General features: G+C 39.3%; 17 protein-coding genes. 7 read left to right on the top strand and 10 right to left on the bottom strand.

Going from position 1 to position 17,362, the window contains the following annotated elements:
- Window positions 1–32: 32 nt before the first annotated feature.
- The gene (locus tag ACFIJ8_RS02430) at window positions 33–971 is read right to left on the bottom strand and encodes a site-specific tyrosine recombinase XerD (RefSeq protein WP_375638929.1); all 939 of its coding nucleotides are present in this window, start codon (window positions 969–971) and stop codon (window positions 33–35) included.
- Between the two features lie 260 nt (window positions 972–1,231).
- On the opposite strand from ACFIJ8_RS02430, the gene ACFIJ8_RS02425 reads away from it, so the two are divergent.
- From ACFIJ8_RS02425 to ACFIJ8_RS02405, 5 genes are all read left to right on the top strand, one after another.
- Window positions 1,232–1,864, top strand: a complete 633-nt coding sequence (locus ACFIJ8_RS02425; protein ID WP_026500165.1) for a shikimate kinase — start codon at window positions 1,232–1,234, stop codon at window positions 1,862–1,864.
- Window positions 1,839–2,972 (top strand): 3-dehydroquinate synthase, encoded by a 1,134-nt coding sequence (gene aroB / locus ACFIJ8_RS02420; RefSeq protein WP_375638928.1) that lies wholly within the window; start codon window positions 1,839–1,841, stop codon window positions 2,970–2,972. The genes ACFIJ8_RS02425 and aroB overlap by 26 nt, the downstream gene beginning before the upstream one ends.
- A 260-nt stretch (window positions 2,973–3,232) precedes the next feature.
- A complete protein-coding gene (locus ACFIJ8_RS02415) occupies window positions 3,233–3,379 on the top strand; it encodes a hypothetical protein (RefSeq protein WP_273787571.1) in 147 nt (48 codons plus the stop codon).
- Window positions 3,380–3,388: 9 nt separating this feature from the next.
- Window positions 3,389–3,784 carry an MliC family protein gene (locus tag ACFIJ8_RS02410; protein WP_273787570.1) on the top strand — a complete coding sequence of 132 codons (396 nt, stop codon included), beginning with the start codon at window positions 3,389–3,391 and terminating at the stop codon, window positions 3,782–3,784.
- 17 nt (window positions 3,785–3,801) lie between these two features.
- Window positions 3,802–4,194, top strand: coding sequence for an MliC family protein (locus tag ACFIJ8_RS02405; protein WP_273787569.1), 393 nt, complete (start codon window positions 3,802–3,804; stop codon window positions 4,192–4,194).
- 16 nt (window positions 4,195–4,210) lie between these two features.
- Here ACFIJ8_RS02405 and mnhG read toward each other — a convergent pair whose 3' ends face one another.
- The 7 genes from mnhG to ACFIJ8_RS02370 all read right to left on the bottom strand — a co-directional run bounded on the left by mnhG (window position 4,211) and on the right by ACFIJ8_RS02370 (window position 10,992).
- Window positions 4,211–4,621 carry a monovalent cation/H(+) antiporter subunit G gene (gene mnhG, locus ACFIJ8_RS02400; RefSeq protein WP_375638925.1) on the bottom strand — a complete coding sequence of 137 codons (411 nt, stop codon included), beginning with the start codon at window positions 4,619–4,621 and terminating at the stop codon, window positions 4,211–4,213.
- On the bottom strand, window positions 4,618–4,899 hold the full coding sequence (locus tag ACFIJ8_RS02395) for a K+/H+ antiporter subunit F (protein ID WP_375619166.1): 282 nt from the start codon (window positions 4,897–4,899) through the stop codon (window positions 4,618–4,620). Before ACFIJ8_RS02395 ends, mnhG begins: the two co-directional genes overlap by 4 nt.
- Window positions 4,896–5,381 (bottom strand): Na+/H+ antiporter subunit E, encoded by a 486-nt coding sequence (locus ACFIJ8_RS02390; RefSeq protein WP_375638923.1) that lies wholly within the window; start codon window positions 5,379–5,381, stop codon window positions 4,896–4,898. The genes ACFIJ8_RS02395 and ACFIJ8_RS02390 overlap by 4 nt, the downstream gene beginning before the upstream one ends.
- Complete coding sequence (locus ACFIJ8_RS02385; protein ID WP_375638921.1) at window positions 5,378–7,000, bottom strand: monovalent cation/H+ antiporter subunit D; 1,623 nt, start codon at window positions 6,998–7,000, stop codon at window positions 5,378–5,380. The genes ACFIJ8_RS02390 and ACFIJ8_RS02385 overlap by 4 nt, the downstream gene beginning before the upstream one ends.
- A complete protein-coding gene (locus ACFIJ8_RS02380) occupies window positions 7,000–7,341 on the bottom strand; it encodes a Na+/H+ antiporter subunit C (RefSeq protein ID WP_375638919.1) in 342 nt (113 codons plus the stop codon). Before ACFIJ8_RS02380 ends, ACFIJ8_RS02385 begins: the two co-directional genes overlap by 1 nt.
- The gene (locus ACFIJ8_RS02375) at window positions 7,341–10,262 is read right to left on the bottom strand and encodes a monovalent cation/H+ antiporter subunit A (RefSeq protein WP_375638917.1); all 2,922 of its coding nucleotides are present in this window, start codon (window positions 10,260–10,262) and stop codon (window positions 7,341–7,343) included. Before ACFIJ8_RS02375 ends, ACFIJ8_RS02380 begins: the two co-directional genes overlap by 1 nt.
- 232 nt (window positions 10,263–10,494) lie before the next feature.
- Window positions 10,495–10,992, bottom strand: coding sequence for a BA14K family protein (locus ACFIJ8_RS02370; protein ID WP_375638915.1), 498 nt, complete (start codon window positions 10,990–10,992; stop codon window positions 10,495–10,497).
- Window positions 10,993–11,155: 163 nt separating this feature from the next.
- Here ACFIJ8_RS02370 and ACFIJ8_RS02365 point away from each other — a divergent pair, with 163 nt between their 5' ends.
- Window positions 11,156–12,253, top strand: coding sequence for a carboxynorspermidine decarboxylase (locus tag ACFIJ8_RS02365; RefSeq protein ID WP_273787737.1), 1,098 nt, complete (start codon window positions 11,156–11,158; stop codon window positions 12,251–12,253).
- Window positions 12,254–12,306: 53 nt separating this feature from the next.
- Window positions 12,307–13,545: a saccharopine dehydrogenase NADP-binding domain-containing protein gene (locus ACFIJ8_RS02360; RefSeq protein WP_375628067.1), complete on the top strand. Its 1,239-nt coding sequence runs from the start codon at window positions 12,307–12,309 to the stop codon at window positions 13,543–13,545.
- 1,160 nt (window positions 13,546–14,705) lie between these two features.
- Here the strand turns inward: ACFIJ8_RS02360 and lpdA are convergent.
- Both lpdA and odhB read right to left on the bottom strand, forming a co-directional pair.
- On the bottom strand, window positions 14,706–16,112 hold the full coding sequence (gene lpdA / locus ACFIJ8_RS02355; RefSeq protein WP_273787562.1) for a dihydrolipoyl dehydrogenase: 1,407 nt from the start codon (window positions 16,110–16,112) through the stop codon (window positions 14,706–14,708).
- Window positions 16,113–16,143: 31 nt separating this feature from the next.
- Window positions 16,144–17,355 (bottom strand): 2-oxoglutarate dehydrogenase complex dihydrolipoyllysine-residue succinyltransferase, encoded by a 1,212-nt coding sequence (gene odhB, locus ACFIJ8_RS02350; protein WP_273787561.1) that lies wholly within the window; start codon window positions 17,353–17,355, stop codon window positions 16,144–16,146.
- Window positions 17,356–17,362 lie beyond the last annotated feature (7 nt).

Here is a 17,362-nt window from a genome sequence, read left to right as displayed (position 1 = left end):
ATAAAGTCTTTTTCAAAAACATCACCTTTTCTTTAACGAGCCTTTTGCTCATCGGCAAGTGGATGATGCTCATTAACTAAACGATAAAGTCCCTCTTCCAACACATGCGTATAAATCTGAGTGGTAGCAATATCAGAGTGACCTAACAAATGTTGAACTGCACGCAAATCGGCACCATTTTGCAAAAGATGACTAGCAAAAGCATGGCGCAACACATGGGGAGAAAAGCTATCACTTTCTATTCCTGCCCTTCTAGCGAGATTTTTCAACTCCCGTGCAACAACTTGACGCGCAATATATCCTGTCTCGGAATTCGCAGGAAAAAGATAAGGACTTGCGGCATCCTTTCCCTGATCACGTAAATTTAACCACTGCAAAAGAACTTGATATGCTTTTTTTGATAACAGCACCATTCGTTCTTTTTTGCCCTTACCACGAACCAAAATGCTGTATGATTTCCCCCGAACAGCCTGCACAGGCAAACTCACCAATTCACTAATACGCAATCCTGTTGCATAAAGCATTTCACTCAATAGCTGAAGACGCAATGCACGCAGATAATCCTTAGACCCATAATCTGCTTGATTGACTTCTAACTGTGCTAAATCAAGCAATTTTATCACTGCATCTTCACTCATGATTTTGGGCAAAGGGCGCCCCTGACGAGGTGCATCAATATCATGAGAGGGATCATCTGCTCTCAACCCTTCAGCATAAAGGAATTGATAAAACTGACGTAAAGTTGATAAACGGCGCGCTTGCGACGATGCCGCAAAACCAAAAGTATGCATAAGCGACAAAAGGGCAATTAAATCTTCTTTTTGTGCTGAAAAAAGCGAAACAGAGTGTGAAGACAATTCGTCTTGTGCCCACTGCAAATCATGCTGATAAGCCGCAAGCGTATGAGGTGAAGCCCCTCTCTCCGCGCTCATCATCTCAAGAAAATGATCTATCACAGCACCACTTTTCATTTCATTGATTCGCTTCCGTAGAAAGATTCCATGAATCCAAGGGAACATCGATGTACATATCCACAGTTACTGGTTCAACCCAAACCACAAGAGCACCCATTATAATGAAAAGAGCAGAAAGCAAAATGAAAAGAATCATCAAAAATCTGGTCAATGTTGGCATAAGATAATAACCTACCCAAAAATATTCTATCTCGTATTATGCCTCACAAAGATTAACAGGAATTGACTTTAAGATGGATAAATGCCGAAATAAAGTTATGAAAAGCAATCGACCAAAACGCGTCCCCATAACACAAATAAAGAATCAGCTCTTATCGTCCCTTGATAAAAAAGCACTTGTCCTTGTTGGTCTTATGGGAGCAGGCAAATCAGTGATCGGAAAACGCGTCGCCACCATGCTCCGTTTACCCTTTTATGATTCTGACCAAGAAATTGAAAAAGCTGCGCAAATGACAATCACTGAACTCTTTGAAATTTATGGTGAATCAGAATTTCGTGCTCTTGAACAGCGTGTTATTCTAAACCTCATAAAAAAAAGTCCCCTTGTTTTAGCAACAGGTGGTGGTGCCTACATAAATGAAAATATCCGAAAAGCCATTCACCAAAATGGTATATCCATATGGCTAAAAGTCGATCTTGATATCCTCATGCAACGTGTCTCAAAGCATCCAACACGCCCCCTGCTTCAAACAGCCAATCCTAAAGAAACCATGCAAAAACTCATGGAACAGCGTTATCCTATCTATGCAAAGGCAAACTTAACAATTAACAGTCATAAAGAAAGCCGTCATACCGTAGCACAAAATGTTATACGATCTGTACAGCACTACCTATACACAGAAATTAACAATAGGGAAAACCAGCATGCAAACAAAGACCGTCACTGTTAAACTGGACAAACACTGTTACGATATCATCATTGGTCCGAGTCTGATTGCCCAAGCTGCTTCACAGATTAAACATGCTCTTAACAAACAAGATCCTCATCCAACGCGCTTGGCACTTGTTACAGATACAAATGTTGCTTCCCTTCATTTGGAGATATTACAAGCAGAGTTAACAAAAAATAAAATTCATACTGTCCCTATTATTGTAGAAGCAGGAGAACAATCAAAATCATTTTCAACCCTGCAAGTTGTCATCGATCAAATTCTTGCTGCGCGTTTAGAAAGAGGCGACTGTGTTATTGCTTTTGGCGGTGGTGTCATTGGCGATCTAGCAGGATTTGCGGCAAGTATAATCCGCCGTGGTATGAACTTCATTCAAATGCCCACAACGCTTCTTGCACAAATTGATTCCTCCGTTGGTGGAAAAACTGGAATCAATAGCCAATATGGTAAAAATCTTATTGGTACTTTTTATCAACCGCAATGCGTTATTGCTGACACATGTCTTCTTGATACCCTACCACGGCGCGAATTTCGTGCTGGTTATGCAGAAATGGTCAAATATGGACTCATTAACCAGCCTGATTTCTTTGAATGGCTTGAAAAAAATGGACAAGAAGTCTTTTCTAATGGCCCTATGCGAACAGAAGCTATTGTCCGCTCATGCCAATTTAAAGCTGCCATTGTAGCACGTGACGAACAAGAAACAGGAGAGCGCGCGCTCTTAAATCTCGGACATACATTTGGACACATGCTTGAAACAGCAACGGCTTATGAATCAAAGCGTTTAATTCACGGTGAAGCTGTAGCAATTGGAATGATTCTAGCGCATCAATTTTCTGCTCAACTAAATTTGATAAGCCCCACACTTACACAACGCATTGAAGCACACTTCAAATCTATAGGGTTGCCTACACAATTAAAGGATATCCCAGGGAACTTACCAGATGCTGAAACTTTAATGACTCTCATTGCCCAAGATAAAAAAGTTTCGCAAAACAATTTGACCTTCATCTTAACACGCGGACTTGGTCAATCATTTATTGCAAAAAATGTCTCTCCGGAAGCAGTTTTGACTTTTCTGGAACAAAAATTAGCAGAAATTCGTTAATTCATATTGAATATAATTGATTCGTTTTTATACTTCTATTAAAGGAATAAGTATGATGATGTCTGCGTAGCTCAGTAGGATAGAGCACAGGATTCCTAAAGAAATTGGGCATTTTGAGGAGAAATCCTCAAAGTGAATCTGCTCAAATTCGGGGAAAGCTTCATGGGAGACTATATGCCAATCCCGAGCCAAGTCTCTCTTTGAATGAGAGAAAGGTGTAGAGACTGAACGGGCAGCACCTAAAGAGCAAAAGCTTCAAGGTGAAGAGACAGTCCAGACCACAAACAGCCTATAAGGCTGGCGGTGAAAATCGAAGTGGTATGAATCCTGGGGTCGCAGGTTCGAATCCTGCCGTAGACACCATCGTATCAATCAAATTATTCTTTGTGCGCAATATAGGAATATAGGGAAGCATCATGAAAAAAACTTTACATATTTTAGGATTTTTCACCGCTTTAAGTTTATCAATCTTCAGCTCAAACAATAGCTTAGCTGGTTCTTTTATCATTGAGGTACCAGACAATCCAGAGCCAAAAACAGAGACCATTACCTACCAGTGCGATACTGGAACAAGTAAAGAGCGCGTTGAGGCAGTCTATCTTAGTGCTGACAATATTTCGTTGGTTGATTTCAAATGGAACGGTGATCGCGTCATTGCTGCTAATGTCATCGCGGCGTCAGGAGCAAAATTTGCAGGAGCTCAGTATATCTGGTGGGAGAAGAACAAAGAAGTCATGCTTTATGACCTTGCTCAGGATCCAGAAGAAAAAAAACCTATCCTCTGTAAAGATGAGTCAACATTATTATTTTAAATAACACGGGAAATATTATGAAAAAAATTTCTTTTACTAAACAATTTTTCATTACTTTAAGCGTGTTCCTCCTAGGTTCAATTAATGCATTAGCAAGTTCTTTAGTCATTGAAGTACCAGATGATCCAGAACCAACAACAGAGACCGTCTCCTATCAATGCGATATGGGAACAAGCAAAGAGCATGTTGAGGCAACTTATCATAATGCTGGCAATATTGCGCTTGTTGATTTAAAATGGAACGGTAAGCGCATCATTGGTTCTAATGTAATTGCCGCTTCTGGAGGAAAATATGTAGGTGGTCAATACATTTGGTGGATAACTAAAAATGAAGCCATATTTTACGATCTTATTAATGATCCAAAAGAAGAAAAGCCCATCCACTGTGTAGAAGAAAAAAGCACAGAATAAGGAAGGTTCTTACATTTCAAGAACCGCGCTGGCTCTCATCGCTTGATGTTCCTTCTGACGTAGGTAACTTTTCCTCCGTCTGGTTTAATAAAAGAGCCAGCGGTTTTTCTGACTGTTCTTCTGAATGATGTCGATAAGCTGCTGTATGTGAGAGCAACATAGAAGCTACCGGTGCTGTTAAAAATAAAAAAAACATCAGCAACACTTCATGAAAAACAAAATAATGGTCCACAAACATTGAATAAAGAAATGAAGAAATAAGAATGCTACCAACGCCCCAACTCGTACATACTGAAAGCATATGCAACCGCTCATAAAAACTGGAAAAACGCACCAAACCTATCGTTGCGATCAGTGTCAATCCAGACCCTAATATTAAGAAAACCGTGATAGCAATAGCCACCACAAGCGATACGTCATCTTTCATTCAATAATCTCCCCCCGCATAAGAAACTTCGCTAAAGCGATGCTTGAGACAGACCCCAACAACCCAATAATGAGGGCAGCAACAAAATAAACGGTTGTTCCTGAACGGATATCGAATGTAAGAAACAAAAGAACAGTGGTTATATAAAGAGCATCCAAACCAACAATTCTATCCTGTGCCCGTGGACCACGAATCAACCGAAACAATGCGAAGATCACCGCCAAACTTAAAAAAAACTGTGAAAAGAAAAGCCCCCAATAAAGGATCACCATACTCATAAGAAAATCTCCAAAAGTAATTGCTCATACCGTTGTTTTATCAATCGTTGATAATTATATCCTTTTTTTAAATTTAAGACATGGAGCAAAAGCTCACCCTTTTTACTATTATAGGCAACCCAAGCCGTTCCAGGAGTTGCCGAAAGGATGCACGCTAAAATAGCCAAAGCAGTGCGATTATGAAGCAGAAGAGGCACTACAATAAAGCCAGATCGCTGTTTTCGAGACCTTTTTGTTAAAACAAACCAAGCCACCGAGATATTTGAGGATATAGAATCTATTAAGACTCGAAAAATAAGACGAAAAACCGCACTCCAGCTTTTAATAACAACCTTCTCCGGCTCAAGGAGCCGTATCATCCAACCACAAAACAAAGCAGTTATAATGGCTAAAAGCAATTGCCCTAAACTAAAACCATTTAAAATAAGCCACATAAGGACAATGACACCACTGAAAAAAGGAGAAGGACAAAAACGACTCATTTATTCATCTCCCTCTTTTCGAGAGAAAAATCCGTTAAAACGCTCCCAATATAATTCTGAGGTTCATACAAAGTCTTAGCAGTTTCAGACATATAATGACTAACAGGACCGGCTACAATTGTTATAAGAAAACACAAGGCAAGAAGAACAGCAATAGGCGCAAATTCTATCACCTGCACACGGGGAACGCGACCTTCAAGAGAAACCCAAAAAGTTCGAATCCCCGTTCGTGTCAGTGCAATCAAAGCTGCAAAACCAGAGAGGGTGACAAAAACCACAAAAAGCCAATCGTGATAAACCGGAAGAGAGGCGAAAAAATCCCCTCTACTATGGTTTAAAACTGCCATGAACATCATAAGTTTAGCAACAAAACCAGAAAAAGGTGGCAATCCAATAATCAAAATGGCACAGATACCAAAACAAGTCCCAAGAATTGCCAAGGTTACAGGGAGATATGTGCCAACTTCATCTTCTTCCTCCTCTTCATCGTCACCATAAACCTCCATTGTAACAGCCAGAACATTAGCAGCCACATCTTGACAGCGTTCAACCAACTCTACCAAAAGAAAAAAAGCTCCCAGTGCTAAAGTTGAAGAAACAATATAAAAAAGTGCACCTGCTGTCAGTGCTGCATTGCCAATCCCTATTGCTGCCAACAATGTACCAGAAGAGACAAGAACACTATAAGCTGCCAAACGCACCAAAACTTGGCTCGCTAATATCCCAATAAAACCAAAAATCAAAGTGGCAAGCCCACCATAAAACAAAACGGTATGACCAAAATGGTTAAAATATTCACTTTCAGGACCAAACCACAGCAGCGTTAAACGTAAAATAATATAAATACCCACCTTGCTCAAAAGCGCAAAAGAAGCTCCAACGGGCGCTACTGCTGCGCTGTAAGTTGGCACCAACCAAAAATTAAGCGGCCACATACCAGCCTTAAGCAAAAAAGCAATACCTAGAAGTGCAACACCTACTTCGAACAAAACAATATCTGTAGAAGATATATATTTTATTTTAACAGCCAAATCGGCCATATTAAGAGTACCAGCAACTCCATAAATAAGTGCTGTACCAACTAAAAAAAGTAATGAAGCAACAAGATTAACCACGACATAATGCAACCCTGCGCGCACGCGTGCCTGACCAGAACCATGCAAAGCAAGCCCATAGGAAGCTGTTAACATAACTTCAAAAAATACAAATAAATTAAATAAATCACCGGTCAAAAAAGCGCCATTTATCCCCACCATAAAAAATTGCATCAGTGACTGAAAATGAGAACCCGCTTTGTACCAATGAGCCCGCGCAAAAACCAGTACGCTAGTCACCAACAAGCTTGAAAGTAAAAGCATCATGGCGCTTAAACGATCAAGGACCAAAACAATTCCGAAGGAAGAGGGCCAATTGCCAAGCCGATAAACATCACAAGCCGGCGCTATTTCAAGAGTACGTATAATTAATAAAACAGCAATAACGACCGACAATCCCGCCGAAAAAAGACTAATCAATGATTTAAATTTCGAACGCCGTTCATCATAGAAAAGTAGAACAGCTCCAGTGATTAACGGCAAAAGAATAGGCAAAATAAGGAGATGATGCACCCCTACTTCCATCACTGCACCTCACGTCCATCAACGTGATCTGAACCCGTTAAACCGCGTGAAACCAAGAGAATAACTAAAAATAAAGCTGTCGTTGCAAAACCAATCACAATCGCAGTTAAAACCAAGGCTTGAGGGAGAGGATCGACATAATTAGCTGGATTAATAACAGTAGTAGGATCAACAATTGGCGCGGCATTACTACGCGGTCTACTCATTGAAAACATAAAAAGATTGACACCATAGGAAATCAAAGACAAACCAAGAATGACTTGAAAAGTGCGTGGACGTAAAATAAGCCAAATTCCTGATCCAACAAGAATACCAATACCTAAAGAAAGAATAATTTCCATTAATTTTCCTTCTCTTTCAAAACAGGTTTCTTACCGATTCGGTAACTCCGAATTGACTGGTGTGCAAGTGCAATTAAAATGAGAACAGTTGCTCCTAACACAAGAGAAAGCACACCAAAATCAAACAAAAAAGCAGATGCCATGGGAACTTTTCCAATTAACGGAAAATGAATATATCGAAAAAAGGATGTTAAAAAAGGATATCCAAAAAACCAAGAGCCCATCCCCGTTACGACTGACAACAATAAGCCAAAGCCCATCCAACGCAAAGGTAAAACTCTCAAATGCGTTTCCACCCACCGAATATCGCGTGCAAGATATTGTAAAATAAATCCTATCGCCAAAGTAATACCACCGACAAATCCACCTCCTGGCAGATCATGCCCTCGCATGAATAAATAAATAGCAAAAGCGATAATAATCGGAAAGAGCCAACCCATAATAACAGCAGGAACAGCTAAATAATTCAACACTGTATCTCCCACATTTCGATTAGGCTGTGCCATATCAAAGGCTTTCTGGACACGTTGCTGAAAAGGTGCATCAATACTTTCAGGGGCAGGACGAAACCGCCGTAAAAGAGCAAAAACAGTGAGTGATACAACACCCAAAACGACAATTTCTCCCATAGTATCAAAACCACGGAAATCAACCAACAACACATTCACAACATTGCGACCACCAGCATCAGAGTAAGCCTTGGTGAGAAAAAAATCAGAAATCGTCGTACCTTGAGGACGTGTCATCACTGCAAAAGAGAGCCATGCTACACCAGCACCTCCCACAAGAGCTATGATAAAATCACGGATACGACGCAAGCGCACGAAAAAACGAACAGGCGTTGGTTTAGGATTATGCAAACGTTTAGGCAACCACCGTAAACCAAGCAATAATAAGACGACTGTAACAACCTCAACAACTAATTGTGTTATTGCTAAATCAGGAGCAGAAAGCCATAAAAAGGTTGCACAAGTCATCAAACCAGCTCCCCCCGACAACATGAGTGATGCAAGACGATGAAACTTTGCTTGCCAAGCAACTAAAAGCGCACATAATCCGCCGACTAACCAAAGAGCAAGAAAAGGAATATCAACTGGAAAAAGCGGTAACGCCCCCGCTGAAATGAAACCATCGCACCAAAGTAAAAGACCAACAAATGCAAAACACACCCCAAAAATCCAGTGCAACTGTATCTGCAAACGGCGTGTTGATAAAATAGATTCCACCGCACGTGCCCATTTCCAAGAAATAATCACGAGAATGCGTTCAAAAATACGCGGTCCATTTAAGTGACGAAAAAAAGGTGCTCCATCATCACAGGATAAAAAATAACGGTGCCCGACAGCGTAGAGCAATCCGCCTCCTAATAACGCAACAAAACTCATTACTAATGGAGTATTGAACCCATGCCAAACGGCTAAACTATAAGGGATTGTCATTGATCCTAAAACAGACACGACCGCGTTATCTAAAATAGGTCCTATTGTTAAATTAGGAAAAATACCAACTGCTAAACAAATAAACACCAAAAGCTCCATTGGTAAACGCATGAAATGCGGTGGTTCGTGGGGAATTTTGGGTAAATTGACAGGTTTTGGTCCTAAAAAAACGCCATGAATAAAGCGTATAGAATAGGTTACACTAAACAAACTAGCCAGCGTTGCTACATAAGGTGCAATCCAATCGAGCCATGATTCCATATGCGTTTCAACAGCTTCAGCAAAAAACATCTCTTTCGATAAAAAACCATTCAACAAGGGAACTCCAGCCATCGCTGCACTCGCAACTAAAGCGAGAGTTGCTGTAATAGGCATAAAGCGATAAAGCCCTGACAATTTACGCATATCACGTGTTCCCGTCTCGTGATCAATAATACCAGCAGCCATAAATAAAGAAGCTTTAAAAGTAGCATGATTAGCCATATGGAAGATCGCTGCAACACAAGCAAGTGGACTACCAAGGCTTAAAAGCGTGGTAATCAATCCAAGATGACTAATAGTCGAGTAAGCAAGCAGTCCTTTCAAGTCTTGCTGAAACATGGAAAAATAAGCACCAAGAAGCAATGTCGAGAGTCCTGAAAAGCCAACTAGCCAAAACCAAGATTCTGTCCCAGAAAGCACAGGCCATAAACGAACAAGTAAAAACAATCCCGCTTTTACCATGGTTGCTGAATGCAAATAAGCCGATACGGGGGTTGGAGCAGCCATCGCATTAGGCAGCCAAAAATGAAAGGGAAACTGCGCACTTTTTGTTAATCCCCCCAATAAAATACAAATAAGGACAGGACTATAAAGAGAACTTGATCGGATCATATCTCCAGACTGCAGCACCTTATCCAAATCAAAACTGCCAACAATATACCCAATCAATAAAACCCCAATAAAAAGGGCAAAACCGCCAAAACCTGTGATCGTTAGAGCCATACGCGCACCCTCACGCGCACTTGCATTATGGTACCAATAGCCGATCAACAAAAAAGAAAAAATGCTGGTGAGTTCCCAAAAAATAACCAAAAAGACGAGATTGCCTGATAAGACTATTCCCGTCATTGATCCCATAAAGGCCAAAAAAAAGGAAAAAAATCGCGGTACAGAATCTGCTGGATCCATGTAATAACGTGAATAAATGACAACAAGCAGCCCAATTCCTGTAATGAGCAAGCAAAAAAGCCACGACAAACCATCTATACGGAGAATCAAATCGCTCCCCCATTCTGGAAGCCAAGAAATATCTAAACGCACTACGTGGTTTCCGCGAACTTCCGGATAAAGCATTATTGTAAAAATAAGACAGAAAAGCGCAACAATCCCAGCAAACCACGCTTCATTATTTTTTGCTGTCGAGCGAAAAAAGCCAATGATAGCACTTCCGCAGAAGGGAAGCAAAACGAGCAATATCAACATTGCTTCCCGTGTTGTCATTCTTTCAACTCCATCCTGTCCTTAATATTTTGTCATCGACAAAACAAAAACTTATATCCTCACCCCCCATTCCACACTTAATGATAATAAGATTTAATAAAACTTAAAAGTATTTAAATTTTTCAAAAAAAAACGCTTGCATGAAAATGCTGCGCACCACGCAAGTTTTCTCTTTATTGTAAGAACAATAACGCCCACGACAAGAAGCAATTAAAAATTTATTTAATAATTTCTATCCTTTAAAAAAGCGTGATAAACACTGTTTACGCCCCCCGTGAAAAGGCTGAAAACTATTATCATTTTTATTATAAGAGCGATAACGCGCACGGCAAGATTCAATATGTTGTTTAAGCATCCATGGCTCTTTTTTTTCTAATTTTTCCGAAGAAGACGTTAAAAACACTTTTTTAGCATCTGGTACAACTTTTAATGATGCGCCTTTTGTGCTTAAGTGCGGTGATGTAACAAATGCCACTTCAGGATACCACCAATTATCACTATATTTACGATAACCACGCCGATAATGACGATAACCTTTAAAACCATTAAGTTCTCTACGCCCCGTAAAAATCAAAGGCACCGAACTATCTTGGACAGAAGTCTGAGTAACCAGTTTGGCTTTAGCATAACTCCTATTTTGCCCCCAATTAACAAGAGTAGTTGTTATAATGAAAAAACTGCTACCCAATACAAAAGCTAAAGCATAATATAATTTTTTTTTCATACTCATAACGCAACAAAATAATAAACAACAGTAATTACAGAAAGCCTTTCTCTTGCTAGACAGAAACAGATTCTTTTCTTAAGACTCTTTTTTCTTGAGACATTCTGTTACTCTTTGTACTAAACGTTGATCTTGGTAATAAGATCCTTCAAAAAAGAATGAATAAATGATGATAAAAACCCCCTACTATCTTATAGACAAATCGAAACTCATCAAAAACATGCAAACAATTTCTCGTTTACGGGAAATGTCTGGAGCTAAAATTTTACTTGCTTTGAAATGTTTTGCCACATGGAGTGTTTTTGATTTAATGTCTGAGTTCATGGATGGAACCACATCATCATCCCTTTATGAGCTGCGTTTAGGAAGAGAAAAATTTGGCAAAGAAACACATGCTTATTCGGTTGCTTGGGCCGATCATGAAATTGATGAAGCCTGTAGCTATGCAGACAAAATTATCTTTAACTCAATCCAACAACTTCAACGTTTTTCTAAAGCTAGCAAAACCATCCAACGGGGTTTGAGGTTAAATCCAGGAATCAGCGCATCCAATTTTGATCTTGCCAATCCCTCCCGCCCTTTTAGCCGCTTAGGCGAAACCAATCAAAGCGCTATAAAAGAAGTTCTACCCCTCATCAATGGCCTAATGATCCACAACAATTGCGAAAATGCTGATTTTAATCTTTTTAACCAAATGCTGAATCACATGGAAGAAAAATTTGCAGAACTTTTTTCTGCTGTTGACTGGATAAGCCTTGGTGGCGGAATCCATTTTACCGCTGAAAATTATCCTTTAGAATCTTTCGCAAAACGTTTAAAACAATTTTCTAAAACCCATGGTGTTACTCTTTTTCTAGAACCAGGAGAAGCTGCTATCACCAAAAGCACCACATTAGAAGTCAGTGTTCTTGACACATTGTATAATGAAAAGAATCTTGCCATCGTTGACAGCTCAATTGAAGCACATATGCTTGATCTTCTCATTTATCGTGAAAATGCCAAATTAGAACCCAATCAAGGTCCCCATGAAATCATGGTTTGTGGAAAATCTTGTCTTGCTGGTGATATTTTTGGAACATTTCAATTTCAACAACCTCTTAAAATAGGCGATCGGCTGTCTTTTCAGGATGCAGCAGGTTATACAATGGTCAAGAAAAACTGGTTTAATGGCGTTACAATGCCTGCTATTGTTCTCAAAGAATGCGATGGTACACTAACACTTCAACGCCAATTCAGCTATAACGACTATCAGAAAAGCCTTTCATAAAGATCAACCATAAAAACGTCATACAACAGTATTAAAAAGGAGATGAACCTACAATGAAAAAAAATGTTCTCATTATTGGTGCTGGAGGTGTTGCACAAGTTGTTGCACACAAATGTGCTCAAAACAACGATATTCTTGGTGAAATTCATATTGCTTCACGAACACTCAAAAAATGTGAAGCCATCATTGCTTCTATTAAAGAAAAAAACACAATGAAAGAACAGGGTGTTCTCAAAAGCCATTCGCTCAATGCCATGAATGTAGAAGAAACTATAAAGCTCATCCAAAAGACCAAATGCGAAATTGTCATTAATGTTGGTTCTGCCTTTCTTAATATGTCTGTTCTTTCAGCTTGTATTGAAACCAAATGCGCTTATATCGACACAGCGATTCATGAAGACCCCTTGAAAATCTGTGAAACACCTCCTTGGTATGGCAATTATGAATGGCCTCGGCGTCAAGAATGTGAAAAAGCTGGTATAACCGCTATTTTAGGAGCAGGTTTTGACCCAGGTGTAGTGAATGCTTACGCAGCATTAGCGCATGATAATTATTTTGATAAAATCACAGATATTGATATTATTGATATTAATGCCGGAAATCATGGGCGTTGGTTTGCTACAAATTTTGATCCAGAAATTAACTTCCGTGAGTTTACAGGACAAGTATGGTCATGGCAAAATAAAAAATGGACTTCCAATAAAATGTTTGAAGTCAGCCATGAATGGGATCTTCCCGTTGTTGGAAAACAAAAAGCCTATATGACAGGACATGATGAAATTCATTCATTATCGAAAAATCTCGATGTGGAGAATGTCCGTTTCTGGATGGGATTTGGTGAACGTTATATCACTGTTTTTACGGTTCTAAAAAACCTCGGACTCTTATCCGAACAACCGATTAAAACGGCAGAAGGTCAAGAAGTCGTGCCCTTGAAAGTCGTGAAAGCCGTCTTACCCGACCCTTCCTCTCTCGCCCCAGACTACACAGGAAAAACCTGTATTGGAGATCTTATTAAAGGCGAAAAAGATGGAAACCCAAGAGAAATTTTTATCTATAATATAGCCGATCACAAACAAGCTTTTCATGAAACTGGAGCACAAGGCATTTCCTATACCGCTGGCGTACCAGCTGCTGCTACAGCCCTTCTCATTGCTACAGGCGAATGGGATGTTAAGACTATGGTCAATGTAGAGGAATTACCACCCCACCCTTTCCTTAAATATCTTGATCGTATGGGGCTTCCCACTTTTATAAGAGAACAACAAGAGGATAAAAAATTAGAATTTTAAATTTATACCTATAGAAAGCATATGCTTGATTTTTTAAGTTATCAGAAAACTGCCCAATGAAAACAAACTTAATATTCTCATGTAATTATGGTTTTCAAAAAAATTTTAGCTATTCGTTATATTTTGGCAACATTACGATTTCTTAACAACCTTAAAGAAGAGACATATCATCTTTCTAAGACATAACAAGCAATGATCAAGAAAAACAGAGAAGCAAAAACTAATTTAATCACACTGTATAACTTGTCATTATCATCAAAAAGATAGTGTGATAAAGAAAAGATATAAAAATACCGCTCTTTTAAAAAAGAGTGGTATTTTGTAGAGTATTCAATCCCTCCCCCCTTTATCTTAAATGACAAAGATCCTTAACCCACTCCAATCATTAAACAATTAAATTTCTTTGAGCGAATTCTTCTTGGCTTCCCTCTTCACATGATTCATTTTCATATATAAAACATTGATTTATAACAATAAATATCATTTTCAACTTGATTCATAACGCTGAAAACTGTAATATTCTCTTATCACAAACTCTCTCACATTGAATCAATTAATATCTTTTGTCTGCACATCACAAACAGAGCAAGCGTGTGAGTAAAAATAAGAAAAGAATAAAAATTTCTCTTATAAAAACTCTCAAATAATAAAGAGCTTTAGCAATATTGAGAACTGAAAAAGTGCATTATAATGTCAGCGTATACGTTTAACTAAACATAAAGATGATGATGCACAAATAGGTCTTATAACAATTTGAATGAATTTTATATATTTCAAGAGGAACTTTACAGCCATACCATTCACGAGCACCATCGTGAAGTAGGTTTGCGCATTTTGAGAGATGTGTTCTTAAAACAAAGCACGTAAATAGGCTCAAAACCCTATCCTAAATATTTTATAATAGTATAAAAACCACCCCATATGTAAAACTTTACATAAACCAACCAAACACCACCGCTCTAAACGATAATGCACAACAGGATAATCAATAAAAACTACACAACTGAATTTTAAAACAGTAATTATCGAAAAGCATACAACAAACGGAATATTTCAATACAATTGGTTGTATTCCTTTTTAAAGTTTTAAAATGTTGTTGTATGCTTCACAAATATTTTCTGCCTCCTATGCCTTTTAAAATGTACTTTTTAAAAGATTTTTAAATATGAAGTGGTTTAGCAAATGTTGCCAAAGCTGCCTCACGCACGGCTTCTGATAAGGTAGGATGTGCGTGGCAACAACGCCCCAGATCTTCTGATGAACCACCAAATTCCATTAAAACTGCAATTTCATGGATCATTTCACCAGCACCAAATCCAAGAATATGCCCCCCTAATACCCGATCTGTTTTTTTATCAGAAAGGATTTTAACGAACCCATCACTCTTTTGCATTGCACGAGCACGACCATTAGCCATAAAAGGAAATTTGCCAACATTATATTCAATACCAGCAGTTTTTAGCTCTTCTTCTGTCTTTCCTACACTCGCAATTTCCGGCTGCGTATAAACAACACTAGGAATGACATCAAAATTAACATGCCCTTTTTGACCTGCCAAAATTTCTGCCACAGCAACGCCTTCTTCCTCTGCTTTATGCGCTAACATTGGCCCTTTTACGACATCACCAATCGCATAAATTCCTGGAACATTCGTCTGCCAATGGGCATCAATTGCAATAAATCCGCGTTCATCTAACTGAACACCAGCCTCTTGTAAGCCAAGCCCCTCCGTATACGGAGAACGTCCAGTAGCAATAAGCACAACATCAGCCTCTAAAGTTTCAGCTGCACCACCTTTGACGGCTTCAAAAGTCACCTGAGCAGTTGAGCCAGATTGTGTAACAGCTGTTACTTTTGTTCCCGTCTTATATTCTATCCCTTGTTTTTCCATTAATTTCTGAAATTGCCGTGAAACTTCACCATCCATTGAGCCCAAAACTTTATTAAGATACTCAATAATGGTAACTTTAGCACCTAAACGGCTCCAAACTGATCCAAGTTCTGAACCAATAACACCAGCACCCACTACAATCATATGCTCTGGTACTTTTTCAAGTGAAAGGGCTCCCGTAGAAGAAACAATAGTCTTTTCATCAATTTCAACATTCACCCCTGGAATGCCTGAACTCTCTGAACCCGTAGCAATAATAATATTTTTTGTTTCAATTGTTTGTTTATTACCATCTCTGGCAACAACTTCCACATGACCCGCACTCAAAATTTTGGCTGTTCCTAAAAAAGTATCAACTTTATTTTTTTTCATCAAAAAAGAAACGCCACTTGTATTGGCTGTCACCACAGCTTTCTTATGAACCATCATTTGTTCAAGATTAAGCTTAGATTTACCAATAGAAATACCAAGCGTTTCAAAACCATGCTGGGTTTCAGAAAACACTTCTGAAGCATGCAACAATGCTTTAGAAGGAATACAACCAACATTGAGACATGTTCCTCCTAATGTTGTACGCTTTTCAATAATCGCTACTTTAAGCCCCAGTTGTGCAGCCTTTATTGCTGCTACATAACCTCCTGGACCTGCTCCGATCACAGCCACATCATAAGACATCCGTTTCTCCTTTCATCCTGAAAACTGTATTTTACAAATCAAGAACAAGGCGTTCCGGATCTTCTAAGCTTTCCTTAACACGCACAAGGAAAGTTACAGCTTCTTGCCCATCCACAATACGGTGATCATAAGAAAGCGCTAAATACATCATGGGGCGGATCACAACTTGGCCCTCAACAACCATTGCTCGCTCTTTAATCGCATGCATTCCCAAAATACCAGACTGTGGTGCATTCAAAATCGGTGTTGACATCAACGATCCATACACACCACCATTGGTAATGGTAAAAGTTCCGCCTTGCATATCAGAAACGGCTAATTTTCCATCACGCGCAAGACGTCCCAAACGACCAATCTCTTTTTCAATCTCTGCCAATGACATTTGATCTGCATCTCGCACTACTGGAACAACAAGCCCTTTATCCGTTCCAACAGCAATTCCAACATTGACATAGTTTTTGTAAACAATATCTGTCCCATCAATCTCGGCATTAACAGCAGGAAGTTCTTTTAATGCATGACAAACAGCTTTGGTAAAAAAGCCCATAAAACCAAGTTTAACACCATGTTTCTTTTCAAAAAGGTCCTTATAACGCTTGCGCAAATCCATCACCGCTGACATATCAACCTCATTAAATGTGGTTAACATTGCTGCTACATTTTGTGCATCTTTAAGACGGCGAGCAATTGTTTGACGCAATTTCGTCATACGAACCCGCTCTTCACGTGTTTCTTGGACAGGAGCTGCCGAAGAACTCGTCGCAGAAGAAGAGGGTGTAGAGGCATTTGTACTTTGTTTTAATCCACCAAGAACATCTTCTTTAAGAATTTGTCCACGTTTTCCAGAACCTGAAATATCGCTTTTTGAAACATTATTTTCAGCCATCAATTTTGCTGCTGAAGGAGAAGGAGGCATTGTACTGCTCGAAGCAGGCTTCTCTGATTCAGATGAAGCCGCTGGAACAAGTGTAGCAGAAGGTGAAGATGATTGGGAGACACCAGCTTCTCCAGCTTCCACCACTCCTAAAAGAGCATTTACTTCAACCGTATCGCCTTCTTTTGCAATGATTTCAGATAATTTTCCCGCAACAGGAGAAGGAACTTCAACGGTCACCTTATCAGTTTCTAATTCAACCAAAGGCTCATCCATAGCGACAGCTTCGCCAAGTTTTTTAAACCATTTGCCAATCGTTGCTTCGGTAACCGATTCGCCCAAAGTAGGAACACGAATTTCAGTAGTCATAATATTT

The sequence above is a fragment of the Bartonella sp. MF74HXZ genome (assembly GCF_042194445.1).
Lineage (GTDB): Bacteria > Pseudomonadota > Alphaproteobacteria > Rhizobiales > Rhizobiaceae > Bartonella > Bartonella grahamii.
The sequence above is the reverse complement of the archived record's forward strand: the minus strand, read 5'-3'. Positions and strand labels throughout refer to the sequence as shown.

Coding starts and splice junctions, on each gene's coding strand:
- ACFIJ8_RS02430 (WP_375638929.1), bottom strand. CDS start 971: ATGAAAAGTGGTGCTGTGATAGATCATTTTCTTGAGATGATGAGCGCG.
- ACFIJ8_RS02425 (WP_026500165.1), top strand. CDS start 1,232: ATGAAAAGCAATCGACCAAAACGCGTCCCCATAACACAAATAAAGAAT.
- aroB (WP_375638928.1), top strand. CDS start 1,839: ATGCAAACAAAGACCGTCACTGTTAAACTGGACAAACACTGTTACGAT.
- ACFIJ8_RS02410 (WP_273787570.1), top strand. CDS start 3,389: ATGAAAAAAACTTTACATATTTTAGGATTTTTCACCGCTTTAAGTTTA.
- ACFIJ8_RS02405 (WP_273787569.1), top strand. CDS start 3,802: ATGAAAAAAATTTCTTTTACTAAACAATTTTTCATTACTTTAAGCGTG.
- mnhG (WP_375638925.1), bottom strand. CDS start 4,621: ATGAAAGATGACGTATCGCTTGTGGTGGCTATTGCTATCACGGTTTTC.
- ACFIJ8_RS02395 (WP_375619166.1), bottom strand. CDS start 4,899: ATGAGTATGGTGATCCTTTATTGGGGGCTTTTCTTTTCACAGTTTTTT.
- ACFIJ8_RS02390 (WP_375638923.1), bottom strand. CDS start 5,381: ATGAGTCGTTTTTGTCCTTCTCCTTTTTTCAGTGGTGTCATTGTCCTT.
- ACFIJ8_RS02385 (WP_375638921.1), bottom strand. CDS start 7,000: ATGGAAGTAGGGGTGCATCATCTCCTTATTTTGCCTATTCTTTTGCCG.
- ACFIJ8_RS02380 (WP_375638919.1), bottom strand. CDS start 7,341: ATGGAAATTATTCTTTCTTTAGGTATTGGTATTCTTGTTGGATCAGGA.
- ACFIJ8_RS02375 (WP_375638917.1), bottom strand. CDS start 10,262: ATGACAACACGGGAAGCAATGTTGATATTGCTCGTTTTGCTTCCCTTC.
- ACFIJ8_RS02370 (WP_375638915.1), bottom strand. CDS start 10,992: ATGAGTATGAAAAAAAAATTATATTATGCTTTAGCTTTTGTATTGGGT.
- ACFIJ8_RS02365 (WP_273787737.1), top strand. CDS start 11,156: ATGATAAAAACCCCCTACTATCTTATAGACAAATCGAAACTCATCAAA.
- ACFIJ8_RS02360 (WP_375628067.1), top strand. CDS start 12,307: ATGAAAAAAAATGTTCTCATTATTGGTGCTGGAGGTGTTGCACAAGTT.
- lpdA (WP_273787562.1), bottom strand. CDS start 16,112: ATGTCTTATGATGTGGCTGTGATCGGAGCAGGTCCAGGAGGTTATGTA.
- odhB (WP_273787561.1), bottom strand. CDS start 17,355: ATGACTACTGAAATTCGTGTTCCTACTTTGGGCGAATCGGTTACCGAA.